The organism is Ruegeria sp. 6PALISEP08 (assembly GCF_001238295.1).
GTDB lineage: Bacteria > Pseudomonadota > Alphaproteobacteria > Rhodobacterales > Rhodobacteraceae > Ruegeria.
In genome coordinates, this window is the sequence record NZ_LGXZ01000002.1 from 1 (window position 1) to 25,293 (window position 25,293).

General features: G+C 56.4%; 22 protein-coding genes and 1 tRNA gene. 17 read left to right on the forward strand and 6 right to left on the reverse strand.

Annotated elements, in window-relative coordinates:
• The first annotated feature begins 423 nt into the window (after positions 1-423).
• Genes ALB80_RS03125 through arcC form a run of 5 tightly spaced genes read left to right on the forward strand, consistent with a single transcriptional unit; the run spans position 424 to position 6,518 of the window.
• Positions 424-1,911 carry a YfcC family protein gene (locus ALB80_RS03125; protein ID WP_050602997.1) on the forward strand — a complete coding sequence of 496 codons (1,488 nt, stop codon included), beginning with the start codon at positions 424-426 and terminating at the stop codon, positions 1,909-1,911.
• A 9-nt stretch (positions 1,912-1,920) separates the two neighbouring features.
• Positions 1,921-3,300 carry an amino acid permease gene (locus ALB80_RS03130; protein ID WP_083445173.1) on the forward strand — a complete coding sequence of 460 codons (1,380 nt, stop codon included), beginning with the start codon at positions 1,921-1,923 and terminating at the stop codon, positions 3,298-3,300.
• Complete coding sequence (locus ALB80_RS03135) at positions 3,297-4,523, forward strand: arginine deiminase (protein ID WP_050602586.1); 1,227 nt, start codon at positions 3,297-3,299, stop codon at positions 4,521-4,523. The genes ALB80_RS03130 and ALB80_RS03135 overlap by 4 nt, the downstream gene beginning before the upstream one ends.
• Positions 4,524-4,577: 54 nt before the next feature.
• On the forward strand, positions 4,578-5,576 hold the full coding sequence (argF, locus tag ALB80_RS03140; protein ID WP_050602587.1) for an ornithine carbamoyltransferase: 999 nt from the start codon (positions 4,578-4,580) through the stop codon (positions 5,574-5,576).
• 3 nt (positions 5,577-5,579) lie between these two features.
• A complete protein-coding gene (arcC, locus tag ALB80_RS03145) occupies positions 5,580-6,518 on the forward strand; it encodes a carbamate kinase (RefSeq protein WP_050602588.1) in 939 nt (312 codons plus the stop codon).
• Between the two features lie 245 nt (positions 6,519-6,763).
• Here the strand turns inward: arcC and ALB80_RS03150 are convergent, their stop codons facing one another.
• Positions 6,764-9,502: a cation-translocating P-type ATPase gene (locus ALB80_RS03150; RefSeq protein WP_083445174.1), complete on the reverse strand. Its 2,739-nt coding sequence runs from the start codon at positions 9,500-9,502 to the stop codon at positions 6,764-6,766.
• Positions 9,503-9,868: 366 nt separating this feature from the next.
• Between ALB80_RS03150 and ALB80_RS03155 the strand changes: the two genes are divergently transcribed.
• Positions 9,869-10,309: a hypothetical protein gene (locus tag ALB80_RS03155; protein ID WP_050602590.1), complete on the forward strand. Its 441-nt coding sequence runs from the start codon at positions 9,869-9,871 to the stop codon at positions 10,307-10,309.
• Between the two features lie 698 nt (positions 10,310-11,007).
• Entirely contained in the window at positions 11,008-11,523 is a 516-nt protein-coding gene (locus ALB80_RS03160) for a hypothetical protein (RefSeq protein ID WP_216597661.1), read from the forward strand.
• A gap of 62 nt (positions 11,524-11,585) precedes the next feature.
• On the opposite strand, the gene ALB80_RS03165 is transcribed toward ALB80_RS03160, so the two are convergent.
• Positions 11,586-11,672 (reverse strand) — tRNA-Leu (locus ALB80_RS03165).
• Between the two features lie 141 nt (positions 11,673-11,813).
• Here ALB80_RS03165 and ALB80_RS03170 point away from each other — a divergent pair.
• Both ALB80_RS03170 and lipB read left to right on the forward strand, forming a co-directional pair.
• The gene (locus tag ALB80_RS03170) at positions 11,814-12,473 is read left to right on the forward strand and encodes a DsbA family oxidoreductase (protein WP_050602592.1); all 660 of its coding nucleotides are present in this window, start codon (positions 11,814-11,816) and stop codon (positions 12,471-12,473) included.
• 39 nt (positions 12,474-12,512) lie between these two features.
• Positions 12,513-13,169, forward strand: a complete 657-nt coding sequence (lipB, locus tag ALB80_RS03175; RefSeq protein ID WP_050602593.1) for a lipoyl(octanoyl) transferase LipB — start codon at positions 12,513-12,515, stop codon at positions 13,167-13,169.
• A 391-nt stretch (positions 13,170-13,560) separates the two neighbouring features.
• Here lipB and ALB80_RS03180 read toward each other — a convergent pair whose 3' ends face one another.
• On the reverse strand, positions 13,561-13,977 hold the full coding sequence (locus tag ALB80_RS03180) for an HIT family protein (protein ID WP_050602594.1): 417 nt from the start codon (positions 13,975-13,977) through the stop codon (positions 13,561-13,563).
• A gap of 303 nt (positions 13,978-14,280) precedes the next feature.
• On the opposite strand from ALB80_RS03180, the gene ctaD reads away from it, so the two are divergent.
• The 3 genes from ctaD to ALB80_RS03195 all read left to right on the forward strand — a co-directional run bounded on the left by ctaD (position 14,281) and on the right by ALB80_RS03195 (position 17,197).
• Positions 14,281-15,939 (forward strand): cytochrome c oxidase subunit I, encoded by a 1,659-nt coding sequence (gene ctaD, locus ALB80_RS03185; RefSeq protein WP_050602595.1) that lies wholly within the window; start codon positions 14,281-14,283, stop codon positions 15,937-15,939.
• Between the two features lie 122 nt (positions 15,940-16,061).
• Complete coding sequence (locus tag ALB80_RS03190) at positions 16,062-16,661, forward strand: 2-hydroxychromene-2-carboxylate isomerase (protein WP_050602596.1); 600 nt, start codon at positions 16,062-16,064, stop codon at positions 16,659-16,661.
• A 44-nt stretch (positions 16,662-16,705) separates the two neighbouring features.
• Positions 16,706-17,197, forward strand: coding sequence for a DUF2244 domain-containing protein (locus ALB80_RS03195; RefSeq protein WP_050602597.1), 492 nt, complete (start codon positions 16,706-16,708; stop codon positions 17,195-17,197).
• A 21-nt stretch (positions 17,198-17,218) separates the two neighbouring features.
• Here ALB80_RS03195 and ALB80_RS03200 read toward each other — a convergent pair whose 3' ends face one another.
• Positions 17,219-17,704: a GatB/YqeY domain-containing protein gene (locus ALB80_RS03200; protein WP_050602598.1), complete on the reverse strand. Its 486-nt coding sequence runs from the start codon at positions 17,702-17,704 to the stop codon at positions 17,219-17,221.
• Between the two features lie 183 nt (positions 17,705-17,887).
• Between ALB80_RS03200 and carA the strand changes: the two genes are divergently transcribed.
• Positions 17,888-19,054 carry a glutamine-hydrolyzing carbamoyl-phosphate synthase small subunit gene (gene carA / locus ALB80_RS03205; protein WP_050602599.1) on the forward strand — a complete coding sequence of 389 codons (1,167 nt, stop codon included), beginning with the start codon at positions 17,888-17,890 and terminating at the stop codon, positions 19,052-19,054.
• Positions 19,055-19,136: 82 nt separating this feature from the next.
• Positions 19,137-21,014: a glycosyltransferase family 2 protein gene (locus ALB80_RS03210; RefSeq protein ID WP_157054134.1), complete on the forward strand. Its 1,878-nt coding sequence runs from the start codon at positions 19,137-19,139 to the stop codon at positions 21,012-21,014.
• Positions 21,015-21,017: 3 nt separating this feature from the next.
• Here the strand turns inward: ALB80_RS03210 and ALB80_RS03215 are convergent, their stop codons facing one another.
• Positions 21,018-21,665: a GntR family transcriptional regulator gene (locus ALB80_RS03215; RefSeq protein ID WP_050602600.1), complete on the reverse strand. Its 648-nt coding sequence runs from the start codon at positions 21,663-21,665 to the stop codon at positions 21,018-21,020.
• A 100-nt stretch (positions 21,666-21,765) separates the two neighbouring features.
• Between ALB80_RS03215 and ALB80_RS03220 the strand changes: the two genes are divergently transcribed.
• The 3 genes from ALB80_RS03220 (at position 21,766) to ALB80_RS03230 (ending at position 24,016) form a co-directional block, all read left to right on the forward strand.
• Entirely contained in the window at positions 21,766-22,410 is a 645-nt protein-coding gene (locus tag ALB80_RS03220) for a pyrimidine 5'-nucleotidase (protein WP_050602601.1), read from the forward strand.
• Positions 22,411-22,496: 86 nt separating this feature from the next.
• Positions 22,497-22,745 carry a hypothetical protein gene (locus ALB80_RS03225; RefSeq protein WP_050602602.1) on the forward strand — a complete coding sequence of 83 codons (249 nt, stop codon included), beginning with the start codon at positions 22,497-22,499 and terminating at the stop codon, positions 22,743-22,745.
• A 74-nt stretch (positions 22,746-22,819) separates the two neighbouring features.
• Positions 22,820-24,016 carry a UbiH/UbiF family hydroxylase gene (locus ALB80_RS03230; protein WP_050602603.1) on the forward strand — a complete coding sequence of 399 codons (1,197 nt, stop codon included), beginning with the start codon at positions 22,820-22,822 and terminating at the stop codon, positions 24,014-24,016.
• Between the two features lie 12 nt (positions 24,017-24,028).
• Here ALB80_RS03230 and ALB80_RS03235 read toward each other — a convergent pair whose 3' ends face one another.
• Complete coding sequence (locus ALB80_RS03235) at positions 24,029-25,156, reverse strand: aminotransferase class V-fold PLP-dependent enzyme (RefSeq protein ID WP_050602604.1); 1,128 nt, start codon at positions 25,154-25,156, stop codon at positions 24,029-24,031.
• Between the last annotated feature and the right edge of the window lie 137 nt (positions 25,157-25,293).

Below are 25,293 nucleotides of genomic sequence, written 5' to 3' on the forward strand. Positions count from 1 at the left end.
CTTGAGCCTAACAGCGTACTTTCAACCCATTCCCGAAGCTGTTTATGCTGCTGATCAATTTTAGCGCTAGCAGCAGTCAAACTGTCGATAGCAGCGCTACATCCCTCGGTTTTTACAAGGTCATACTCGTTAATACAGATGTGAACTAGGAAGTTCCTTAAGGTCACTGGCGCTGACGGGGCCGTTGACGAGTGGTTCCGGCGGCTGACGGGTGGTCGCTGGTGCTTGCGGGTGGGGCGCAGCGGACGTTCGAGCGGAGAGCAGCGAACGACCGTTGAGAGCCCATGGCAGGCATTGTTCAATGTGTTCGACTACCTCGCGTTTTACGAAAGTGACAAGTCGCCACGTTAATACTAAGTTGAGACATAAATATTCAAATGTTTGACTGCCCAGTTTCTCAGCTTCATCCAGCGCGAGTCTCAAATGTCCAAGTTCAAATTTCCCACCGCCTTTACCATTCTGTTCATTCTGATTGCCGCCGTAGCTGCCCTTACCTGGGTTATTCCGGCCGGCGAGTATGACCGTCAGATGAACGAAGCTCTGGGCAGCGAAGCACCTGTTCCGGGCACCTACCACGAAGTCGAGCCGAACCCTCAGGGACTTACGGCAGTTATCCTTGCCCCGATTGCCGGCATGTACGATCCCGGTCTTCTGGGAAGTTCGTCCAGCGCCGCAATTGATGTCGCTTTGTTTGTTTTGGTCATTGGTGGTTTCCTGATGGTTGTCACCAAGACAGGAGCTATCGACGCCGGTATCGGTTGGTTGCTGCACAGGTTGGCCGGGCGGGAAATCCTGATGATCCCGATCCTGATGATCGCCTTTGCCTTCGGCGGGACAAGCTATGGTATGGCCGAAGAATCCCTCGCGTTCTACGCTCTGATTATTCCGGTCTTTATTCGGGCAGGGTACGACTCCTTGACCGGGGTCGCGGTGATCATGCTTGGCGCAGGCATTGGGACCTTGGGCTCAACCTTCAACGCATTTGCGACAGTTGTTGCCTCGCAAGGTGCGGGTATTCCGTTCACGAACGGGATCGTTCTTAGGTTCATTATCCTTGTCCTTTGTCTTGCTGCAGGCATCGCATTCGTCATGCGATACGCATCACGCGTGAAAGCCGACCCGTCATTGTCCGTGGTGGCCGATCAGGCTGAGGAAAACCGGGCGCATTTCCTAAAGGGTTCGGAAGGCAATGATACGTTCCCCGAGATGACCAAGACGCGTTCGATCATTCTGATTCTTTTCGGGATTACCTTCGCCATTATGATCTATGGTGTTGTCGCGCTGGGGTGGTGGATGGCGGAAATGTCCGGTCTCTTCATGGTGATGTCCATCATCGTTTGGTGGGTCGGGAAAACGGATGAAGGGTCCAGAATGGACGAAGGGACTTTTGTGGAAACTTTCGTCGATGGAGCGCGCGATTTGCTGGGCGTGGCCCTGATCATTGGCGTCGCGCGCGGCGTGGTCGTGATTATGGACGCGGGCAAAATCACCGACACAATCCTCGCCGGAGCCGAGGGGTTTGTCTCGGGGCTGAGCGAGTTTGCTTTTATCAACGCGATGTTTGGCATTCAGATCTTGATGTCATTCCTGGTGCCGTCCTCGTCTGGGCTGGCCACGCTTTCGATGCCGATCATGGCGCCACTGGCAGACTTTGCGGGCGTCGGTCGTGACCTTGTGGTTACAGCGTACCAGTCGGCAAACGGATGGGTGAACCTGTTCAATCCGACATTTGCCGTCGTCATGGGTGGGCTAGCCATTGGCCGCGTGTCATACGACAGGTGGCTACGTTTTGTTTTCCCGCTGCTCGTAATTCTGGCCGTGATCATCTGCGCCGCACTTACCGTTGGGGCCATAACTGATCCGGGGATCGACGGGCCCACAACCGAGACTTCAGACACAACATCGAACTGAGCCGTCGCAATGACCGATCGCTCCGCTCCAGAGACGACTTCTACATCGGGTGCCCTAGGGCTGACGGCCTGTATCGCTTTGGTTGTTGGAAACATGATCGGGTCGGGAGTTTTCCTTCTACCAGCGTCACTTGCACCGTTTGGGCCAATCGCAATCGGCGGGTGGATTCTGACTTCGGCAGGGGCGCTTGTTCTTGCGATCATATTCGGAAGGCTGTCACGCGTCGTTGCGAAACCCGGTGGTCCCTATGCCTATTCGCAAGAAGCATTCGGGGACTTTGCAGGCTTCATAATTGCCTGGGGGTACTGGATCGCACTTTGGACCGGGAACGCCGCAGTTGCTGTCGCGTTGGTGGGGTATCTGGGATTCCTGTTCCCGATTATCATCGAAGTGCCGATGTACGGCCTCTCGACTGCGTTGGTTGCAATCTGGACGCTCACCTTGGTTAACATCCGAGGGGTCGGAGGCGCTGGTTTGGTTCAGATCGTGACTACCGTACTCAAACTCGCGCCGCTGATATTGATTGGCACATTGGGTATCTTCTGGATCAACACCGATAACTATGTTCCGGTCAATCAAAGCGGCACCACGGCGTTTACGGCGATTTCTGCCGCGGCTGCTCTGACGCTTTGGGCCTACTTGGGCCTTGAATCTGCAACAGTTCCATCTGGCGATGTTATCGAGCCGGAAAAGACTATCCCGCGCGCCACCGTGATCGGCGTGATTATCGCGGCAAGCGTCTATATCTCGGTAACTGCCGTTTCGATGGGCGTCATTCCTGCCGAGCTGCTTGCTGTTTCCGCCGCACCTCTGGCAGCCGTCGGTGAGGTGATGTTTGGTCCCGTTGGCGGTGTCCTTGTTGCAGTGGGCGCGGTGATTTCGACCTTTGGCACTTTGAACGGCTTTACGCTGCTCAGTGGCCAGGTCCCTTACGGTGCCGCCTTGGATCGCGTCTTCCCGGCGGCCTTGGGCCAAAAATCCAAATTTGGAACGCCTGCTAATGCGTTAATCCTGTCGAACGCGTTAGCCTCGGTTCTGATCATCATGAACTATGCCCAAGGGCTGGTCGCCGCATTCAACTTTGTCATTCTGCTCGCCGTTGTCGCCAGTCTGTTACCCTATGCCATTTGCTCTGTGGCCGAGATTATGATCCGGCTGAAAGGCGGGCAGGTCCTGCATGGCCCGGAACTGGCGAAGGTCATCGTACTGGGCGCGCTTGGGTTCATTTATTCGGTCTGGGCCTTCATCGGCTCAGGCGCTGACACCGTTTTGGTTGGCTCGGTCCTGCTGCTTATGGGCGTGCCTATCCATGTCTGGGTCCGCTGGAGCCAGGCCAATGACATTGAAGAGATTCAGAAAACGGATAGTTCGAAAGGAGAGTTGCAATGAAGCTCGGCGTTCATTCCGAGATCGGAAAGCTCAACAAGGTGATCGTCTCGCGCCCTTCACTGGCGCATGATCGGCTGACACCACGAAACTGCGAAGAGCTTTTGTTCGATGATGTGATCTGGGTCGAACAGGCCCGCAAGGACCACGCTGAATTCTGTTCCCTGATGCGTGAACGTGGGGTCGAGGTCTATGACATTCAGGATCTGCTGGCCCAAGCTATCGCGGACGACCCAGAGGCGCGGGCCTTCATGCTGGACCGCTTGATCACGCCAAACATGGTCGGTCTTGGCTTTTCAGTTGAAATGCGCGCCTGGCTGGATGAGATGGACGCCAAGACCTTGGCACGCCACATGCTGGGCGGAATCATCTTTGCCGATCTGCCCAAAGGTATGATCGACGAACAATTTGGCGACTTGGTATCGCTGGGCGATTTCATCCTGCCCGCTGTTCCGAATGCGCAATTCCAGCGTGACCCGTCTTGTTGGATGTTCAATGGGGTCACGACGAACCCGATGTTCTGGCCGGCTCGCAAGCCGGAAACACTGATTATGCGCACGGTGTATCGCTACCATAAGATGTTCAAGAACGCCGAATTCGAGTTCTGGTGGGGCGACAGCGACGACGATTTTGGCCTCGCCTCGGTCGAGGGTGGCGATGTGCAGCCGGTGGGCAACGGCACAGTGTTTATCGGCATGGGTGAGCGCACGACCCGGCAGGCTGTCGCACAGGTCGCAGAAGCGCTGTTCAGCAAGGGCGGCGCCGAGCGTGTTGTCGCCTGTGCGATGCCTAAGAGCCGCGCGGCTATGCATCTAGATACGGTTTTTACCTGCCTCGACCACGACAAGGTTACTGCATTCTCTGAAGTGGCAGACCAGATCACATGCATCTCGATCCGTCCGGGCGACCGTGGGGATTTGGATATCCACGTGGAAAAAGGGCACCTGTTTGACGTCTACAAGGAAGCCCTAGGATTGAATTCGCTCGAGGTGATTTCTACAGGTGGCAATGAATTCCAAGCCGAGCGCGAGCAATGGGATGACGGTAATAACGTCGTCGCCCTCTCGCCCGGTGTTGTCGTCGGCTATGCGCGAAATACGTTCACGAACGGAAAGATGCGCGCAGCCGGTGTCGAGGTAATCGAAATCTCGGGTCAGGAGCTTGGGCGCGGCCGCGGTGGCGGCCATTGCATGACCTGCCCGATCGACCGCGACCCCGCCTATTGAATTTACCACGGGTGCAGACCCTGCGCCCTCTGATTTTTGTTAGGGAGAGATAAAATGGCATTCAATCTCAAAGGCCGTAGCTATCTGAAAATTGCTGATTTCAGCCAGCGTGAAATGCTGTACCTGCTGGATCTGGCGCGCGACCTAAAGCGCGCGAAATACGCCCGGGCCGAGCAGCAATCCTTGAAGGGCAAGAACATTTGCCTGATTTTCGAAAAAACCTCGACCCGGACCCGCTGTGCATTTGAAGTGGCAGCATACGATCAGGGCGCGAATATCACTTATCTCGATCCGTCGGGCTCACAGATCGGCCATAAAGAGTCGATGAAAGACACCGCTCGCGTTCTGGGACGTATGTTCGATGGAATTGAATTCCGCGGCGCGGGTCAGGACATGGTCGAGACGTTGTCAGACTATGCCGGTGTCCCGGTCTACAACGGTCTGACGGATGATTGGCATCCCACCCAGATGCTCGCGGACATGCAAACCATGATCGAGCATGCCGACAAGCCCCGCAAGGACATCGTTTATGCTTACTCGGGCGATTGCCGGTCGAACATGGGCAACTCGCTTCTGATGCTTGGCGCGATCATGGGCTGCGACGTCCGCATGATTTCGCCAAAAGAAACCCAGCCCCATGACGACGTGCGCGAGTTGGCGATGGAGCGGGCCAAAAGGACCGGTGCACGTGTGACCATCACGGACGATACGTCTGCCGTCGAAGGCGCGGATTTCATTCATACCGATGTCTGGGTATCAATGGGTGAACCGAAAGAGGTTTGGGCTGAGCGTATCAAACTGCTGAGTCCGTATCAGGTCAACATGGATCTGATGAAGAAAACGGGCAACCCGAGCGTCAAGTTCATGCACTGTCTGCCAGCCTTCCACAACTTGGAAACCAAAGTTGGTCAGGACATTCATGAACAGTTCGGCATCTCCGAGATGGAAGTGACCGATGAGGTTTTCGAAAGCGATATGAACATTGCGTTCGAGCAAGCAGAAAACCGGATGCACACCATCAAGGCGATCCTCGTTGCCACACTGGGGAGCTGATTCATGGGACGCGTTGTTGTAGCACTCGGCGGCAACGCGCTTCTCAAACGGGGCGAGGAAATGACGGCGGACAATCAACGCAATAACGCGAAGATTGCCGCCGAAGCCCTCGCTCCGCTGTGCGAAGCGCATGAAACCGTCATTACACACGGCAATGGTCCGCAGGTCGGTATGCTGGCCCTGCAAGAGATCATGTACACCGATGTCGAAGAATACCCACTGGACGTCCTCGTCGGCGAAACGATGGGCATGATCGGCTACATGATCGAGCAGGAGCTTGGAAATATCCTGCCCTTCGAGCATCACATCGCCACCCTGTTGACCATGATCGAGGTCGACCCGAGCGACCCGGCCTTCGACAACCCGACCAAGTTCATCGGGCAGGTTTATTCCGAAGCGGACGCCAAGAAAGAGGCGACTGACAAGGGCTGGACGGTGAAACCGGATGGCGAATACTGGAGGCGCGTGGTGCCATCGCCCCGACCGAAACGAATCTTCCAGGTCGAACCGATCCGTTGGATCCTAGAAAAGGGCGCGACTGTGATCGCTGCTGGCGGAGGTGGCATACCGACAATGTACGAGGCAGGAGCTGAACGGAAACTGGTCGGTGTCGAGGCCGTCATCGATAAGGATTTCGCCTCGTGCCTTCTGGCGCAGAATATTGAGGCAGACTTCTTTGTCATTGCTACGGATGCAGAAGCCGTGTTCCTGAACTGGGGCACGCCTGAACAAACGGGTATTAGATCGATCACTCCGGATGCTTTGGATGAATATGATTTTCCCGCAGGATCAATGGGGCCAAAGGTGCAAGCCGCGCAAGACTTTGTGCGATCATCGGGCGGGCGCGCGATCATTTGCGCCCTCGCCGATGTTCCTGCTGCAGTTCGTGGTGAAAAAGGGACAACCGTTTCGGTGGAAGCGGGGGAACCACAGTTTCACTAGGCTCGAAAAATAGGCCTTGTTCATTATGATGCTCTCTAAGGGACGCGCGGGACGACGCTGCACGCTGCGCGTCACTAGATCGTGCGTATGGGTTATCAGGCCCTAAAATTTAACTTCCTCTAATTTCTTGTGGGCGGAATGCTGGCCAGGCACGATGCAGACCCTCTGCCAAGAAGTTGGCACCGAATGGGTGCTTCAGGATGTCCATTCTAGCACCTTCAGTGCCGTTCTAAGCAAAGGTAGCGTCAGAGCCATTTCAGTCCGAACATTTCCTTCAGCGCAGACAACAGAAGCGTGGGCAGTGCGGCGATAAAGAACACTCCGAGCAAATGCAACAGAGGCAGGGAAACTGTTCCAAGCACGAAATGTCCAGCGCCAGTATAAATGGCGAGAAGGGACAGCAATATGGAAATGCTCACCGCTCCAAGCAAGATGCGGTTGCCGAGCGGCGACTTTCGGTAGAGCGTGGAGGTCGTTCGGGCGTCGAAAATATGCCAGATCTGGGCAAAGATCAGTGTCATGAACGCTGCTGTCTGGGCGTGTTCCAAGGAGGCGCCTCGTTCGAGAAACTCCTGGAAGACATAAAAGGTCAGCAGGCCGAGCAGCGTTCCCCGGATCAGGATCCGCTCCTTCATTCCGCCACCGAACAGATTATCGTCGCGCGGGCGCGGTGGGCGCTGCATCAGGTCGGGTTCCGCTTTCTCGAAGCCGAGTGTCAGAGCCGGTAGCCCATCCGATACAAGATTCACCCAGAGGATCATCAACGGTGTGATCGGCAGGAGCGGGTCTGCCCCCATCAGAAGGAAGGCGAACAGGATCGTTGATACCTCGGCCACGTTGGCGGTGAGCGCCTGCCGAATGAATTTCAGCAGATTGTCGAAGATGCGCCGGCCTTCGCGGACTGCCGTCACGATGGTGGAGAAATTGTCATCGAGCAGCACGAGGGCAGCGCTGTCCTTGGCGACCTGCGTGCCGGTGATGCCCATGGCGACACCAATATCCGCCGCTCGCAGAGCGGGCGCGTCGTTGACGCCATCCCCGGTCATTGCCGCCACCTCGCCATTCTCCTGCATGGCATTGACGATGCGCAGCTTGTGCTCCGGCGTTACCCGGGCAAAGACGGCCGCGTGCTGCACCACCTCTTTCAAATCCTGATCGCTCATCTGGTCGAGCTCGACCCCGGTATGAACCGTCTGCGCGTCGCTGGTGCGAATGCCGATCTGTTCCGCAATCGCTTGGGCGGTCACGGCGTGGTCGCCGGTGATCATCACCGTTCGGATGCCGGCCCCGGTTGCCTCCGAAACGGCGATGGGTACTTCGCTGCGCGGCGGGTCCATGATGCCGTGAATGCCAAGCAGTACGATCCGCTGCTCGGGATCGGCATGGTCCAGATCCTCTTCTGCCACCTCCCGATAAGCCACGGCGAGGGTCCGGAGCGCCTTCTCGCCGAAACTGTCGATCACCGCCTCGATCTCTTCCCGCAAGGCCGGGGAGATCTCAAGCGTTTCCCCGGCCATGCGAACATGGCTCGCCCTTGACAGGATCACATCCGGCGCCCCCTTGGCGCCGAGCACAGTGCGCCCATCCGGCAATCGAGCGAAGACAGACATCATCTTGCGCGTTGAATCGAAGGGGAATTGCTGAAGCGCCTCGACCCGCGCTTCTGTCAACTTCTCGCGGGAAATCCCGACCTTGGCCGCGGCCACGACCAGAGCGCCCTCAGTCGGGTTGCCCTGGATCGCCGGGCGCCTGTCAGCCTCGACCATACGCGCATCGTTGCAATAGGCGGAGACGGACAACATCTGCCGAAGATCCGTTTCGGCCTCGATCTCGGCCACGCTGCCGTCTTCGGAACGGAACTCGCCATGCGGATCGAACCCCTCGCCGGTCACTTCCCAGTCCTTACCACCGGCCCAGCATTGCATCACCTGCATTTGGTTCTGCGTGAGCGTGCCGGTCTTGTCCGAACAGATCACAGAGGTCGCGCCGAGCGTTTCTACAGAGGAAAGCCGTCGCGCCAAGGCGTTGCTAGCAGCCATGTTTTGCGATCCGAGCGTCAGAACGATGGTGACCACTGTCGGCAGGCCCTCCGGGATCGCCGCGACCGACAGCGAGATTGCCGTGTTCAGCATCTCGGCCGCATCCATTCCATTGACCACGCCAATGCCGATCACGATGGCGACCACGATCAGGGCCGCCATGATCAGCACCTTGGAAAGGCCCTCGATCTTGAGTTGCAGCGGGGTCTTTGGCTCTGTCGCCGAGGACATGAGGGCAGCGATGTGACCGACCTCGGTCTCCATTCCGGTGCCCACGACAATGCCTTCACCAGCGCCGCCAGTGACCTGCGTGCTCATGAAGCCCATATTCAGACGATCGGCCAGAACGACGTCTTCGTCCTCGATCGGATCGGCATGTTTGTCGACCGGTTCGGATTCTCCCGTCAACGCGGCCTCGTCGACCTGCATCCGGCTGGCGGTGACAAAGCGAATGTCGGCGGCCAGAATGTCACCGGCTTTTACTCGCAGAATATCGCCCGGCACGAGATCCGCCGCGGGTACCTCGACGATCTCGCCGCCGCGGCGCACGAAGGCCTGCGGTGCAGACATCTCCCGCAGGGCTGCCAAAGACTGCTCGGCCTTGTATTCCTGCCAGAAGGAGATGAAGGCGTTGAAGATGGCGATCGCGAAGATCGCAATCGCATCAACCCAATGCCCCGTATAGGCCGAGACAAGAGCACCTGCTATCAGGATGATCAGCAGCGGGCTTGCGAATTGCCGCAGGAGCATCTTCCAGGGCGGCACTGTTGCAGTCTCTTCTAAGCGGTTTGGACCGGCTGTTGATTGCCGCTTGGCCACCTCGTCCGGATTCAATCCCGTCTCAGGGTTCACGCCGAGGTTTTCGGCGACCGCTCTACCGTCCAACACCCAAGGTGTGTTCCCGTTACCAAGTACCGATGGGGTTGTCTGCGCGAAACCTGACATTCTCAACTCCGAATGAGCAATTGCGTGACCGGATAAGTCTTGGGGTGCCAGTGCCCATTCTCAGCCAATGAGCAAACTTGCGCAGTTCATTGACGGTTCTCCAATTTGTGATGCGCACGCCTTTATCCAGATACCAGCAGCGACGGAACTTTGTCATCTGCAAAATCGAGAAAGGTCAGAAAAGCAGATATCCGCCATTGAATGGAATACGCCCAGCCTAGAGAGACCTCAGTTAGCCGACATTCGGGCTCTTCCTGTCAAGGGCAGCAATGTCCCGTCAGCCGTCCAGCCCTGTTTTTTGATGTTGGCTTTACCCACCACCGCTAAACTACGATCATGCTAAGGTCAGCCGCCTTCAAAACCATCATGCTTGCGCTTGTCATCGCGCTCGTCCTCATTGGAGTTTGGATCACGGTTCAAAGACAAAGCCTTCCCTGGAACTGGGTAGAGCTTCAAAACTTCCGTGAGAAGGATATACCCATGCCGTTGGCGGCCGCTTTCCGGGATGATGTCGGGTTTGTGTGCATAAACACACCCTACTCTGACCCAACACAGCTGCCGGAAGATAGCTCTGCGTCGCTGGTTGATCAGCTTGACATCTCTTGGGTGCCGGAGAACGCCATTCGGTTCTCACTATTCAATCCCGAAATGAGGCTTCTTCATGAATACGACCAGCCTTTTGTTACCGACCAACTTGTTTTTTCCAACACTGGATTACGCGGCTTTTGTGGGCCAGCTGGTACGCTCAGGCTCAGAGTTCATGGCACGCCTGAGCGGCTATTAATCGAACTGTTGTACCCTGACTAACGGGCATCCGCTTCCGCGATTGGAAAAGCAGACCTTGGCGCAAGAGCAGCAAGCGGCAGAAAAGTCAGCAGAGCGGTCATTGCTGCACTGCGCAACGAATGACTACTTCGAGCCCGAAGGAGCGGTTTGGCCGGTCGTTTAATGCCAAAAATAAGGGCAGAAGTCATCGGCGGATCGCGTTGACGCGGGGCCACGCAAAGTGGACGTTGGAAGGGTCTATTGAAGCTCTGCTGATCGATCGTGACCCATAAAGTCCAGCACTGCTTGGCAGAACTCTTCTGGCCTCTGAACGGGTAGTAGCAACTGCCGGGCACCTCTGATCACTTTCAACCCGCTTGAAGGGATCAGGGCATGCGCAGTATGAGCTAAAAGTTTGTAGAAAGATCGGCTTTTCCGCGCCGACTTACCGTTTTTGTTTTCACACATGCCTTTTGGACAGCTTGAGCAACGAATTCAGGCCCGTTGTCCGACCGGATGACGAAGCTCCTAGCGGGTCAGACCGTGGGCTTTATGTGGTTCAGACTTTCCTTGAGGAAAAGTTTCACTCGAAACGATCGCTGCCACCCGGTGATCATCCACTTTGGTCGAATTATCCACGACCAATTCAATGTAACGAAAGTGCTTCGTCATCTTTATACCTCTGGCAATCTCCATGTAATATGTCTAATTTTTATTTACATATTATCAATAGGTTAAACATGAAACACACTCTTCCGACGGTCGAAGGACTGAACCAGAAAGACGCCCTTAGATTAGCTGGGATGCATGTAGATTCATTTAGAAAGCTGCTGATTGGCGAACATCCGCGACCAAAAAACTCCCACGGGTATTATGAATTCGAAACGCTCGGTCAGTGGATTCGGGACAAAGCTTATCGGGACAAAGTTTTACCGGTGCTGACGGCTGACTTAGACCAAGCCAAACTTGATCCGGCGCAGGAACGGGCACGCAAAGACCGCGCATTAGCCATTCGCACCGAAACCGAGAATAAGGTCCGGTCTGGTCAATTGATAGAATTGGACACTGTAACCGCAGCGGCGTTCGACGTGGTTTTTCGGGTGAAAGCCCGATTGCTCAGGATACCCGCAGTCACTGCAAACCTGCTAACAGGCATCACCGACAGAGTGGACATTCAAGAAATTATCGAGCGTGAGATTCGAAATGCGCTTGAAGAAATGTCCACGGATTGGGCTGACACAAAGGTGGACAAATAGGTGGATACGATTCAGCCACTACGGACTAAAGCTTTGATTTTAATATAATTTTATGGAGATTATGGTGCGGTCGAGAAGACTCGAACTTCCACGGGTGTTACCCCACAGCGACCTCAACGCTGCGCGTCTACCAATTCCGCCACGACCGCACTGCTTGTGACTTGGTAGAGCGGCGTATAGACGGTGGCGCGCGCGATGTGAAGAGGCAAAAACGCTCTGGTTTAAATTACTCTGCAGCAGACCTATCTAGCTGGATGATCACCACACATCCGATCTGACAGGAGCCGCAAATGACTTCAACCGAGAACCGCCCTATTGTTCAGATCGACATCGTCTCTGACGTGGTTTGTCCCTGGTGCATTGTTGGTTTCAAGCAACTGGACACGGCCTTGCAGCAAATGGGTGTTCTGGCCCGGTTACGCTGGCATCCGTTCGAATTGAACCCGAATATGCCGCCAGAAGGTCAAAACCTGCGCGAGCACATCATGGAAAAATACGGCTCGACGGCAGAGCAGAGCCAGCAGGCGCGGGATCGGCTGACCTCGATGGGTGCTGAGTTGGGGTTTACCTTCAACTTCGACGATGACAGCAAGATGGTGAATACCTTTGCCGCACATCAGCTGCTGGATTGGGCGGAAGGACAAGGCCGTCAGCACCCGCTGAAACTGGCGCTTTTCGACGCCTATTTCACCCAGCAGAAGGATGTCTCAGACACTGAGGTCTTGCTGAACGCGGCTCGATCGGCTGGACTGGATGCGGAAGCCGCGCAACAAGCGCTTGAAAGCGGGGAACACAAAGCCGCAGTGCGCGAGAAGCAGCAATTCTGGACCAGCCAAGGCATTTCCGGTGTTCCGTCCATGGTGTTTGGCGGGAAATACCTGCTGACCGGAGCACAGGGGAGCGAAACCTATGCGCAGGTATTGCAACGATGCCTGTCCGAGGCCGCCTGACCCCTTTCCCTGACGACTGTGGGCGGATATGAGGCCGGCATGGAATGGAAAATTACCGATGGTCTGACCAGCTATGACGACGCCGTAGCCTTCATGGAGGCCCGTGTTGCAGATATCGCACGTGGCGACGCCGAGGAATGCGTCTGGCTGCTGGAACATCCGCCCCTGTATACCGCAGGCACGTCAGCCAAGATCGAGGATCTGACCGACCCGGATCGGTTTCCGGTCTATGAAAGCAAACGCGGTGGCGAATACACCTATCACGGGCCGGGTCAGCGCGTAGCTTATGTGATGCTTGATCTCAACAAGCGCGGACGCGATGTGCGTCAGTTTGTAAAGCAGCTGGAAACCTGGGTGATCTCAGCCCTGGCAGAATTCAATGTACATGGCGAGATTCGCGACGGGCGCGTGGGCGTTTGGGTCCGGCGGGACGACAAGCCCCTAACGGTGACGGGCAAACCGGCCGAAGACAAGATTGCAGCCATCGGCCTGCGCCTGCGCAAATGGGTCAGCTTTCACGGCATCTCGATCAACGTTGAACCAGATCTGGACCATTTTTCTGGCATCGTGCCCTGTGGAATCAGCGAATTCGGCGTAACCTCTTTGGTCGATTTGGGACTTCCAGTTACCATGGCAGACCTTGATGCCGCGTTAGAGAAGACATTTGTGGATGTCTTCGGTTCGGCGGACGCCTGAAACACCCTGTATCGCCGCGAAACGAATCGGTGTTAGCGTGCAAGCCTTAAAACAATGCGCTCATGCGATTGGCTCTGTTTCCGAAGCCTGACGCAATTAACCGTGCTTACACCCGGTTTATCGGTTTCTTTAGACATTTTTTAACCCAATTAGATACAAAGGTGTCGTTAACGAGTAGTATGAATCTGCCAATCAAGAGTGAGTGGTATGTTAACCGGTGATCCAGGGCTCGCCCTCGAAATCCGAGAAGTGTTTGGTTACGAGTCTGCCGTTCCGACCCCAAATCGGAACGGCAATTCACTTTCCTCTACCTGATACGCGCATGGACACTGCGCCCATTGATGGGGTGAAGGCCGAATACCCGTCGCAGGTGGGTAATTGAAACCCAGCTTCACAAAGCGGCTTTGATCTTTTCGGCATGCTGCGCGATCTGGTCGAAATCACCCATGTTTCCAGGCGGCCGCATAGACACGCCTTCGTGACGAGGCAGGACGTGAAAATGCAGGTGGAACACCTCCTGCCCGCCCGCGGCTTCGTTGAACTGTTGGATCGTCACGCCGTCCGCATCAAATGCCGATTTCGCGGCCTGCGCCATTTTCTGGACCGTATTCATCACGTTTGCCAGTTGTTCCGGCGTGGCATCCAGGACATTGCGGCATGGCGTTTTGGGAATCACAAGCAAATGACCGTCCGTTCGCGGCATGATATCCATGAAGGCCAACGTCTCATCATCTTCAAACACACGAGTCGAGGGGATCTCGTTGCGCAGGATCTTGGCAAAGATGTTTTCGGGATCGTAATCAGCCATATCAAGTCTCCGGATTGCGGGTGCTGGCGTAGTTCTGAGACGCCTGCACATGACGGTCAAGGCGGAACTCTGCCGAAGGCCGTTTCAGGTTGTCTCCTATGGCTTGAAAACAGAGCGGACATCCCCAGATAAACCCCGTTCGAGGCACAAAAATCGCGCGGCGGCCCCCTGCCCGCGACAATTAATCTTGATCCAGATCAAACTCGGCCATTGAAGGTCGCCCCCTCGCAATCTAAAACCAGCAGGAATCCCGCGCGTTGGAGAGGTCCGACAGCGCGGTGTAGTTGCAACAGGAGGCACCTAATGGCAGACGCAGCCATTCATGGTCACGATCATGAAGACGAGCGCAGCTTTTTCCAGCGCTGGTTCATGTCGACCAACCACAAGGACATCGGGATTCTGTACCTGATCGTCTCGGCCCTTGCCGGTCTGATCTCGGTTCTGATGACCGTCTATATGCGGCTCGAACTGATGCACCCCGGTGTTCAGTACATGTGCCTCGAAGGTTTCATGGCCGACCCATGTACCCCCAACGGACATCTGTGGAACGTCATGATCACCTATCACGGTGTTCTGATGATGTTCTTCGTGGTCATCCCGGCGCTTTTCGGCGGATTTGGCAACTATTTCATGCCGTTGCAGATTGGCGCGCCGGATATGGCGTTCCCGCGGATGAACAACCTGTCCTTCTGGCTGTACGTCGCCGGCACCTCGCTGGGCGTGGCCTCGCTGCTCAGCCCCGGTGGTAACGACCAGCTCGGTTCGGGCGTTGGCTGGGTTCTGTATCCGCCGCTGTCGACGACCGAGGGCGGCATGTCCATGGACCTTGCGATCTTCGCCGTGCACGTATCTGGCGCCTCCTCGATCCTCGGCGCGATCAATATGATCACCACCTTCCTGAACATGCGTGCCCCGGGCATGACCCTGTTCAAGGTGCCGCTGTTCAGCTGGTCGATCTTCGTCACTGCATGGCTGATTCTGCTGTCACTGCCGGTTCTGGCAGGCGCGATCACCATGTTGCTGATGGACCGGAACTTTGGCTTCACCTTCTTTGATCCGGCCGGTGGCGGCGATCCGATCCTGTATCAGCACATCCTGTGGTTCTTTGGCCACCCGGAAGTGTATATCGTGATCCTGCCCGGTTTCGGTATCATCAGCCACGTGATCGCCACTTTCTCGCGCAAGCCGATCTTCGGCTACCTGCCGATGGTCTGGGCGATCATCGCGATTGGTGTTCTGGGCTTTGTCGTGTGGGCGCACCATATGTACACTGTTGGCCTGTCGTTGCGTCAGCAGGCGTATTTCATGCTGGCCACAATGGTCATTGCGGTTCCAACAGGCGTTAAGGTCTTCTCATGGATCGCAACCATGTGGGGCGGCTCGATCGAGTTCAAAACTCCGATGCTGTTTGCCTTCGGCTTCCTGTTCCTGTTCACCGTTGGCGGTGTGACTGGTGTGGTTCTGTCGCAGGCTGGTGTCGACCGTGCCTATCACGACACCTATTACGTTGTTGCGCACTTCCACTATGTGATGTCGCTTGGTGCCGTCTTCGCGATCTTCGCAGGTGTCTACTTCTATTTCTCGAAGATGACAGGTCGTCAGTATTCAGAGTTCTGGGGCAAGGTTCACTTCTGGCTGTTCTTCATTGGCGCCAACCTGACCTTCTTCCCGCAGCACTTCCTGGGCCGTCAGGGCATGCCGCGCCGCTACATCGACTACCCCGAAGCTTTCGCGCAGTGGAACTTCGTATCGTCGATTGGTGCGTTCATCTCTTTCGCCTCGTTCCTGCTGTTCTTCGGCATCGTGATCTACGCTTTGCTGCGTGGCGCTAAAGAGACACGTCCAAACCCTTGGAACGAATACGCGGACACGCTGGAATGGACCCTGCCCTCGCCGCCGCCGGAACACACGTTCGAGCAGCTGCCCAAGCAGGAAGACTGGGACAAAGGTCACGCGCACTGATCGCGTCCTGATCCAAAGAAACCCCGCCCAAGTGGCGGGGTTTTCCTTTGCAGGGGCCTTACGTTCGCCAATCGCTACAATATCGGGTATCATATGCAAGCAAGGTAGCCGGAGGGTCGTCTATGCCTGAGATCGATTTTTGGTATTCTATCGGCAGCACCTACAGCTTCCTTACCGTGATGCGTCTGGACGAGTGGTGCGCCGAACACGACACGACTGTGAACTGGCGTCCTTTCAATGTGCGCACGGTTATGTCGTCGCAACAGAACATTCCCTTCGCGGGAAAGCCGGTGAAAGCAGCTTATATGTGGCGCGATATCGAACGCCGCAGTGCCAAGTACCACATTCATGCCAACCTGCCCGCGCCTTACCCGATTTCCGATCTGGCTCTGGCCAATCAGGTCGCTGTAATGGGCATGGCAGATGGATGGGGCAAATCATTCACCCAAGCCCTGTACCGCATCTGGTTCGAGGAAGGTGTCGAAGCCGGAAGCGAAAGCGCCCTGTCCGAGGCTCTGCTTCGGTGCCAGCAAGACCCCCGGTTGGCGTTGGGACGGGCCCGCAGCGCTGAAGTCTCGGCAACGCTGGAATCGGAGACGGAAACAGCCATTAAACTGGGCGTATTCGGCGCACCGAGCTTTGTTGTCCGGCAAGAAGTGTTCTGGGGAGATGACCGATTGGACGACGCCCTATCCTGGGCTCGTGTCGGGCATGTCGTCTAAGCAAAACCCATCGACACAAGACGGTCCTGCGCTATTTTCGCGATATGCCATACACATGGAATCAGACATCCGAAACGGAACATGAACTGCGTCTTTGGCCGCATAACTCGTTGCCACCGCGCGGAGCGATGATCACCATACTTTCGGTGTTCCTATTTGGCCTGATCCCGTTGCTGGCCATGCTGGGGTCAGTTGTTCTGTGGGGGCTATTGCCATTTCTTCTGATCACAGTGTTTGGCCTTTGGCTGGCCATCCAGACGAACTACCGCGCCCGAAGCGTTTTCGAGGTTTTGACACTGTCTGACACCCAGGCCCATCTGGTGCATCACACACCGGGCAAGGACCAACGGAAGTGGTCCTGCAACAGATATTGGGCGCGACCTGAAATGCACGAGAAAGGCGGCCCTGTGCCTCATTACGTCACCCTCGTCGGTGATGGGCGTGAGGTGGAGATCGGATCGTTTTTATCGGAAGATGAGCGGATATCGCTCTATGACGAACTGGTCAAAAGACTGCGCGAGCCGGCCGCGCAGTAGCCATTCGTTTCAGCGTACGCTTCAGCAGTTGCCGTTCGACGCGGCACAAAGATGATCCTTGACCATCGGCCCAACCTTGCCGAAATCCATCTGCCCGGTATAACGGGATTTCAACTCGCCCATGACCTTGCCCATGTCACGAATAGACCCGGCCCCGGTGGCGGTGATCGCAGTCTGAATCGCCTTCGAAACTTCATCTTCATCCAGCTGCTTGGGCAGGAACTCCTCGATAACGGCAACTTCCTGCATCTCGCGTTCGGCCAGATCCAAACGACCGCCTTCTTCATAGGCGCGGGCACTTTCTTTTCGTTGCTTGGTCATTTTACCAAGGATTTCAAGCACCTCAGCATCGCCGCAGCCTTTGGCCTCTTCATTGTCCGAGGCGCGCGCGGCGATATCACGGTCCTTGATGGCCGCGTTGATCAACCGCAACGTCGACAGACGCTCGGCTGCTTTGTCTTTCATTGCTTGCTTCAGGGCGGTGTTCACCCGTGATCGCATGTCCATTTGGTTTGTCCATCCCCATGACAACGGAACCCCGAACATATCTAAACAAAAAGCCTGATACAACAGGAAGCGAATACAGTTAAGTCTTTGAAAAACAACAATAGCCGAAAAATTGAACAGGCTTGACCCAAGCGCCCAACCCCCTTAGGTATGCGCCGGTTTACCTTGCAGGAGAGTCGCGCCATGGCCCAGAACGCCCCGTCCAAGCCCACCGCATGTCTGGCATTGGCCGATGGTACACTGTTTTACGGCATAGGCTTTGGAGCCACTGGACAGACAGTGGCCGAGCTGTGCTTTAACACCGCCATGACCGGCTACCAAGAGATCATGACAGATCCGTCCTACGCAGGTCAGATCGTGACGTTCACCTTTCCTCATATCGGCAATGTCGGCGTGAACCCCGAAGATGATGAAACCAACGATCCGGTTGCTGCGGGTATGGTTGTCAAATGGGACCCAACCGAGCCTTCGAACTGGCGTTCGGCCGAAGAGCTCAAAGGCTGGCTGGCCCGACGCGGACGGATCGCGATCGGCGGCGTCGACACCCGTCGCCTGACACGTGCCATCCGCCAGCAAGGCGCACCACATGTCGCGCTGGCCCATGACCCCGAAGGCAATTTCGACATCGAAGCGCTGGTTGCAGCCGCCCGTGGATTTGCCGGGCTGGAAGGCATGGATCTGGCCAAGGACGTGACCTGTGCTCAAAGCTATCGCTGGGACGAAATGCGTTGGGCCTGGCCCGAGGGGTATAAGCGACAGGAAGCCCCGGCGCACAAGGTCGTTGCCGTCGATTACGGTGCGAAACGCAACATCCTGCGCTGCCTTGCGTCAGCTGGATGTGATGTAACTGTTCTGCCCGCAACAGCCACCGCCGCCGAAGTTCTGGCCCACCAGCCCGACGGTGTGTTCCTGTCGAACGGCCCCGGCGATCCGGCAGCGACCGGAGAATACGCCGTACCGATGATCAAAGAGATTCTGGACACCACCGATCTGCCTGTTTTCGGCATCTGCCTTGGCCACCAAATGCTGGCGCTGGCCCTGGGCGGTCAGACAGTCAAGATGAACCACGGTCACCACGGTGCAAACCACCCGGTCAAGGATCTGGACACCGGCAAGGTCGAGATCACATCGATGAACCACGGTTTTGCGGTTGATGGTCAGTCTCTGCCAGAAGGCGTTGTGGAAACCCACCTGTCTTTGTTTGACGGTTCGAACTGCGGAATCCGCATGACCGATCGGCCTGTCTATTCGGTGCAATACCACCCGGAAGCATCCCCCGGACCTCAGGACAGTTTCTATCTGTTCGAGCGTTTCACCGATGCCATGGAAAAGAAAAAACAGAGCGCATAACGCTCAAACTGTGCAGTGTTAACGGCGCGTTAACCTTGATCAAACAACCCTGAGCGCAGGTAACTGTGCCAGGGTTCTTTTTATGGTTGAGCTTAACCTTCAAGATTTCACCACCGCTTCTCCTATCCCTGCCCCAGGAGTAAGAAAACCGCTGGGCAACTGTCTGGTAGAAGCCGGAACTCTGACACAGTGGCAACTGGACCACGCCTTGCGACTGCAATCCCGACAGAACGCGCCTTTGGGCGAAATTCTGGTGGGCGAAGGATTTGCCACTCGGCGCGATGTCCTAAACGCCCTGTCCACCCAATCCGGTTGGCAGATTGCGGACCTGGAGCAAATCCCGCCCATGCCGGGGGTATGCGATCTCAAACCAGTTGACTTCTGGCTGGAACACAACGTCATTCCGTGGATGCGAATTGGTCCACTTCTGTTGGTTGCCACAGCGCGGCCGGATCGGTTTTCAGATGTCACGACCGAAATGCAGGACGGCGACTATACGATCGTTCCAGTTCTGGCCGCCTCTGATCAGATCGATCGCACCATTGCCCGGCAGTTTTCGCGCCCTTTGGCCGAGGCTGCTGAAACACGGGTCGATGGTGAACAGAGTTGCCGAAACTGGACGATCGGGTCGCGCATTGTACCCTGTGTATCAGCGTTTGGAATTATTGCCTTGTTTGCCACTTTCCCGTGGTTTGGGTTGGCGACTCTGCTCACCGCGGCCGTGGGAACCTTGTTTCTGTTCACCGTTTTGCGCGTCGCCGGGACTTTGGCCTATCTGCGCCATAGGTTCCAAAAGAAGCGTGAAGTTTCTGACGCGGCAATCCCTTTGCGGCAGCCCTGCGTCTCTATCATGGTTCCCCTATACAAAGAGCGCGAGATTGCGGATGCGCTTGTTCAACGGCTGAAACGCCTGACCTACCCCAAAGCACTGTTGGATGTCATCTTGGTGTTGGAAGAAAAAGACGAGGTTACGCGTACAACTCTGGCGCAAGTTGATCTGCCCGGTTGGATGCGGATTGTAGAGGTGCCCGAATTGCACGGGCTGACCACCAAGCCGCGCGCCATGAATTATGCGTTGGATTTTTGCCGCGGCGACTATGTTGGCGTCTGGGACGCCGAAGACGCACCGCAGCCGGATCAGATCGAACGGGTGGTCGCACATTTCACCCAGGCTCCGCCCGAAGTGGTGTGTCTTCAAGGCCGCCTGGATTATTATAATCCGCGCACAAACTGGCGCTCACGCTGCTTCACCATCGAATATAACAGCTGGTTTCGCATCATCCTTCCAGGCATTGCACGCTTGGGGCTTGTCGTCCCGCTGGGTGGGACAACGTTTTTCTTCCGTCGAGACAAGCTGTTGGAGTTGGGTGGCTGGGATGCCCATAATGTAACCGAAGATGCTGATCTTGGCGTGCGGCTGTGTCGGGCCCGATACCGGACAGAACTGGTGGACACCACGACTTATGAAGAGGCGAACTTTCGCGCCTGGCCCTGGGTGAAACAGCGCTCGCGCTGGCTCAAGGGTTTCATGGTGACGTATCTTGTGCACATGCGGTCTCCGCAAAAACTGCTGCGCGATCTGGGTGTTGCGCAGTTTTTAGGGTTTCAGGCATTCTTTCTGGGCACACTTGGGCAGTTCCTGCTGGCCCCTGTTCTTTGGATATTCTGGCTATTAACATTGGGGCTGGCAAATCCGCTGGCGCCCCTATTGCCGCCCCAACTCACCACGGCGCTGGTGCTTTTGTTTTTGGCGACCGAGGCGCTGAATTTCTGCGTTGGATGTCTTGCAGTCTCTGGTCGCGAGCGGCGTTTTTTGTTGCCCTGGGTTCCAACAATGGCCCTGTACTACCCGCTTGGCGTGGTTGCTGCCTACAAAGCCCTGTGGGAGCTGGCTGCGAATCCATTCTTCTGGGACAAAACCCAACATGGGCAGGCCAGCGAAGATCAGCCGCTGACCTGACACTTATTTGTCACGCAGGCTTGCATCCTGTTTCAGGCGGGTCATGAACGCGATCGAGATATGGTCCTTCAACGCTCGTGCCGCGGCTTCTTCGTCCTTTGCGGCAATGGCTTCGACAATGCCCTTATGCTCACTTTGGGCAATTTCACTACGCCCATGCACGGCCAGCGAGGTGGTCGCCATCAGGGCCATTGTCCGGTGCACAAGACCAAGTTGCTGCACCAGGTAACGATTATGAGACGCCAGATGGATCTGCTCGTGAAAGCGCCGGTTTGCGCGCGACAGGGCCGACGGATCATCAATCAGCTTGTCATCTTCGACGACCATTTCTTGCAGAACCTTGACCTCTTCTTCAGTCGCATGTTTGGCCGCAAGGCTCGCGGCCAACCCCTCCAGTTCCCGACGCACGATATATAGCTCAGCCATCTGATTGTGATCCAAAGACGCCACGATCAGCGACCGCCCGTCCCGTTCCAGAAGTGACTGTGTCTCAAGCCGCTGCAACGCTTCGCGGATCGGCGTGCGTGACACCCCGAAGCGTTCAGCCAGTTCACTTTCCACCAGGCGATCACCGGGCTTGTAGATACCCACGTCGATGGCTTCGAGTATCAGGTTATAAGCATCCTTTGTTGGGGATCGGGTCTGGCTCATGGGGTTCATTATCTCCTCGTTCGGACCTGTCTATCCGTCCGAAGGGGTCACGATCAAGTAGAGCATTGAAAACACCGCGCCCGCGCCCTACACCCTGCTTATGGTCAAACCAGCTTTTTCTCATGTCACCCAATGGGTGTTCGATCTGGACAACACCCTGTACCCGCCGCACATGCGTCTGTTCGATCAGATCGAGGTGCTCATGACCGATTATGTCATGCGGGCCATTGGTGTGGATCAGGCAGAAGCGGACCGTTTGCGGACGCATTACTGGTGCGAATACGGCACCACGCTTGCCGGTTTGATGGCCGAACATGGCCTGGACCCGGACCCGTATCTGCACGCAGTCCATCAGGTAGACATGAGCCACATGGACCCGGATGCAGATCTAGCTGATCACATCCGCGCCCTGCCGGGGCGGCGTATTGTCTACACTAACGGCAGTGCCCCATACGCCGAACGGGTACTGGAAGCGCGCGGCCTTTCGGGATTGTTCGATGCAATCTATGGCGTGGAACATGCAGGCTATCGGCCAAAACCCGAAAAAGCAGCCTTTGAGGCCATTTTTGAACAGGATGGGATTCAGGCTGAAAAAGCCGCCATGTTCGAGGATGACCCGCGCAATCTGGAGGCTCCGCACGAGATGGGAATGCGCACCGTGCACGTAGCACCTGACCCACATGATGCGGATCACATCCATCATCACACGGACGATCTGACGGCGTTTCTGGCCCGCCTGCGATAGCCTGTCACACTGCGACGATCGCGCTCATCCTGCACCTGCATCTGCATCCCTATATGCGCTGCATCGACGAACAGATGGAGACCCCAATGAGCGCGATCGAAATGCCGATGCGCCTGCCGATATGGCAGCGCCTTTTCTTTGCAATTCCGGTTTTCGGCTGGCTGGCCCGAGACGCGGCCAACGCCGAGGCAGAAGACCTGTTTTATACCATCGGTGCGGTTTTCAGCATGTGGGGCTGTTCCATCATGTTGTTTGGTCTTCCCGGGCTCTACATCCCTGCCCTGATGATGGTGCCGGTGATGTTTTTGATCCTCATCCTGATTTCAAGGGGCTGAGAAACGGGACAGGATGTCACTTGGCGCTTGGGATGGAACCGAACTAGGTTCTGCCCAAATCGATGAGAGGCGCCATGACTGACAGCTGTGACATCCTGATTTCCGGCGGCGGAATTGCCGGTCTGACCGCAGCAGCGGTGTTCGGAACAGCCGGGTTTGACGTGATCTGCGTCGATCCGACCCCTCCGATTACCGAGCGGGATGTGGATGGATCAGACCTGCGCACCACCGCTTTTCTACAGCCCGCCCTTAGTCTGATGGAGCAATGCGGGCTTTGGACGCGTCTGGGCGCCCACGCTGCACCATTGCAAATCATGCGCATCGTTGACGCCGGTGGCGACGAGCCCGAACCGCGCGTTGTGCGCGATTTCAATGCCGCCGACATTTCCGATCAACCCTTTGGCTGGAACCTGCCCAACTGGCTGCTGCGCCGGGAAATGGTGGCGCGATTGGCCGAGTTACCCAATGTCGATTTCCACCCCGGCACCGGGACGACCAGCCTGTTCACCCGAACCGCCGAAGCGCGTGTGGGGCTAAGTGACGGCAGCCGCGTCCGGTGTAAACTGGTGCTGGCCGCCGATGGCCGCTCGTCCCCCATGCGTGAGGCCGCCGGCATATCGGTTCACACAACGCGGTATGGTCAGAAAGCGCTGGCATTTGCGGTCACCCACCCTATTCCGCATGAAAACGTCTCGACCGAGATTCACAGATCGGGCGGGCCCTTCACGCTGGTCCCCTTGCCGGATTGGCAAGGGCAGCCTTCGTCAGCCATTGTCTGGATGGAGCGTGGCCCGCAGGCCATCGACCTTCTGAACCTCGAGCCTGAAGCCTTTGAAGCCGCAATGACCGAGCGGTCCTGCGGATTGTTCGGCCCCTTGAAGCTGGCGTCGCGCCGGACGATCTGGCCTATCATCAGCCAGTCTGCCGAGCGGCTGGCCGGTGAACGAATTGCTTTGATGGCAGAAGCCGCACACGTGGTGCCGCCGATTGGCGCTCAGGGGTTGAACATGTCTTTGGGCGATTTGCGCTGTCTGCTGGATTTGGCGCAGACCCGCCCCGATGGTCTGGGTGACGCCCAGATGCTGGACGCCTATCACAAAGCCCGCCACACCGAGGTTGAGATGCGGGTCAAGGGCATCGACCTGTTGAATCGCGCCTCGATGATCGAGGCGCGTCCGTTGCGCGACGTGCGGGCCATGGGGTTGAGCGCGCTTTATTCCCTGCCGCCTGTTCGTAAAACGCTGATGCAGATGGGCCTCGGCGTCCGCTAAGGCCCGGTCAGTTTACAGAACCTGGTCCAATACACGTTTCAGGCGCGCAATAGTGCCATCCACATCATAAAGCTTGTCGAGCCCGAACAGACCCAAACGGAAGGTGCAGAACCCTTCGGGCTCATCACATTGAAGGGGCACACCGGCAGCAATCTGCATCCCTAGCGCCGCAAATTTCTTGCCGTTCTGGATTTCGGGATCCGACGTATAGCTGACGACAACGCCAGGTGCTCCGAAACCATCCGCTGCGACCGAAACGATACCTTTGTCCTTCAACATCGCCCGCACACCGTCACCCAACGCCCATTGCGCTGTACGCAGTTTTTCAAACCCGTAGTCCCGCGTCTCTGTCATGGTATCGCGGAAGGCCAGCAACGCGTCGGTCGGCATGGTTGCGTGATAGGCATGACCGCCATTTTCATAAGCCTGCATGATCTGACGCCATTTTTTCAGATCAACCGCAAAGCTGTCTGACTCAGTCTCTTGCAACCGGGCCTCGCCCCGTTCGGACAGCATCACCAGACCAGCACATGGTGACGCGCTCCACCCCTTCTGCGGGGCAGAAATCAAGACATCGACGCCCATTGCCTTCATATCCACCCAAGCGCAGCCGGATGCGATGCAATCCAGCACCATCAGCGCACCGACCTCATGCGCGGCTTCTGCCAGTGCAGTAACATAATCATCCGGCAGAATAACACCCGCCGCGGTTTCGACATGAGGCGCAAAAACGACTCCCGGTTTCTGTTCACGAATCGCGGCGACAACCTCTTCAATCGGAGCAGGCGCAAAAGGTGATGGGCTGGCATTGCCTGTCTCCCGCGCCTTCATGACGGTCACCGAATTTGTCAGAGCACCGCTTTCGATAATCTGGCTCCAGCGATACGAGAACCACCCGTTTCGAACCACCAGCACATCTGCTCCACGCGCAAACTGCCGGGCCACCGCTTCCATGGCATAGGTTCCGCCCCCGGGAATGATCGCGACGCCGTCAGCCTTGTACACGTTCTTTAACATGTCCGAGATGTCGCGCATCACTTGCTGAAACTTCTGCGACATGTGATTTAGCGAACGATCGGTGAAGACGACCGAAAATTCTTCAAGCCCGTTCGGGTCCACGGCTTCCAACAAGGCTGGCATTACATTTCCTCTCAATAACATCCTCAGAAGTTTGGTCTCATTAGCTTTGCGCGTAAAGTGCTAACGTCGCAAAAATTGACGTAAGGGAAATTAGGCTATCTCTGTGAAAAATATGCCATATTACGTAAAATGACGCC

Coding starts and splice junctions, on each gene's coding strand:
- ALB80_RS03125 (WP_050602997.1), top strand. CDS start 424: ATGTCCAAGTTCAAATTTCCCACCGCCTTTACCATTCTGTTCATTCTG.
- ALB80_RS03130 (WP_083445173.1), top strand. CDS start 1,921: ATGACCGATCGCTCCGCTCCAGAGACGACTTCTACATCGGGTGCCCTA.
- ALB80_RS03135 (WP_050602586.1), top strand. CDS start 3,297: ATGAAGCTCGGCGTTCATTCCGAGATCGGAAAGCTCAACAAGGTGATC.
- argF (WP_050602587.1), top strand. CDS start 4,578: ATGGCATTCAATCTCAAAGGCCGTAGCTATCTGAAAATTGCTGATTTC.
- arcC (WP_050602588.1), top strand. CDS start 5,580: ATGGGACGCGTTGTTGTAGCACTCGGCGGCAACGCGCTTCTCAAACGG.
- ALB80_RS03150 (WP_083445174.1), bottom strand. CDS start 9,502: ATGTCAGGTTTCGCGCAGACAACCCCATCGGTACTTGGTAACGGGAAC.
- ALB80_RS03155 (WP_050602590.1), top strand. CDS start 9,869: ATGCTTGCGCTTGTCATCGCGCTCGTCCTCATTGGAGTTTGGATCACG.
- ALB80_RS03160 (WP_216597661.1), top strand. CDS start 11,008: ATGAAACACACTCTTCCGACGGTCGAAGGACTGAACCAGAAAGACGCC.
- ALB80_RS03170 (WP_050602592.1), top strand. CDS start 11,814: ATGACTTCAACCGAGAACCGCCCTATTGTTCAGATCGACATCGTCTCT.
- lipB (WP_050602593.1), top strand. CDS start 12,513: ATGGAATGGAAAATTACCGATGGTCTGACCAGCTATGACGACGCCGTA.
- ALB80_RS03180 (WP_050602594.1), bottom strand. CDS start 13,977: ATGGCTGATTACGATCCCGAAAACATCTTTGCCAAGATCCTGCGCAAC.
- ctaD (WP_050602595.1), top strand. CDS start 14,281: ATGGCAGACGCAGCCATTCATGGTCACGATCATGAAGACGAGCGCAGC.
- ALB80_RS03190 (WP_050602596.1), top strand. CDS start 16,062: ATGCCTGAGATCGATTTTTGGTATTCTATCGGCAGCACCTACAGCTTC.
- ALB80_RS03195 (WP_050602597.1), top strand. CDS start 16,706: ATGCCATACACATGGAATCAGACATCCGAAACGGAACATGAACTGCGT.
- ALB80_RS03200 (WP_050602598.1), bottom strand. CDS start 17,704: ATGGACATGCGATCACGGGTGAACACCGCCCTGAAGCAAGCAATGAAA.
- carA (WP_050602599.1), top strand. CDS start 17,888: ATGGCCCAGAACGCCCCGTCCAAGCCCACCGCATGTCTGGCATTGGCC.
- ALB80_RS03210 (WP_157054134.1), top strand. CDS start 19,137: ATGGTTGAGCTTAACCTTCAAGATTTCACCACCGCTTCTCCTATCCCT.
- ALB80_RS03215 (WP_050602600.1), bottom strand. CDS start 21,665: ATGAGCCAGACCCGATCCCCAACAAAGGATGCTTATAACCTGATACTC.
- ALB80_RS03220 (WP_050602601.1), top strand. CDS start 21,766: ATGGTCAAACCAGCTTTTTCTCATGTCACCCAATGGGTGTTCGATCTG.
- ALB80_RS03225 (WP_050602602.1), top strand. CDS start 22,497: ATGAGCGCGATCGAAATGCCGATGCGCCTGCCGATATGGCAGCGCCTT.
- ALB80_RS03230 (WP_050602603.1), top strand. CDS start 22,820: ATGACTGACAGCTGTGACATCCTGATTTCCGGCGGCGGAATTGCCGGT.
- ALB80_RS03235 (WP_050602604.1), bottom strand. CDS start 25,156: ATGCCAGCCTTGTTGGAAGCCGTGGACCCGAACGGGCTTGAAGAATTT.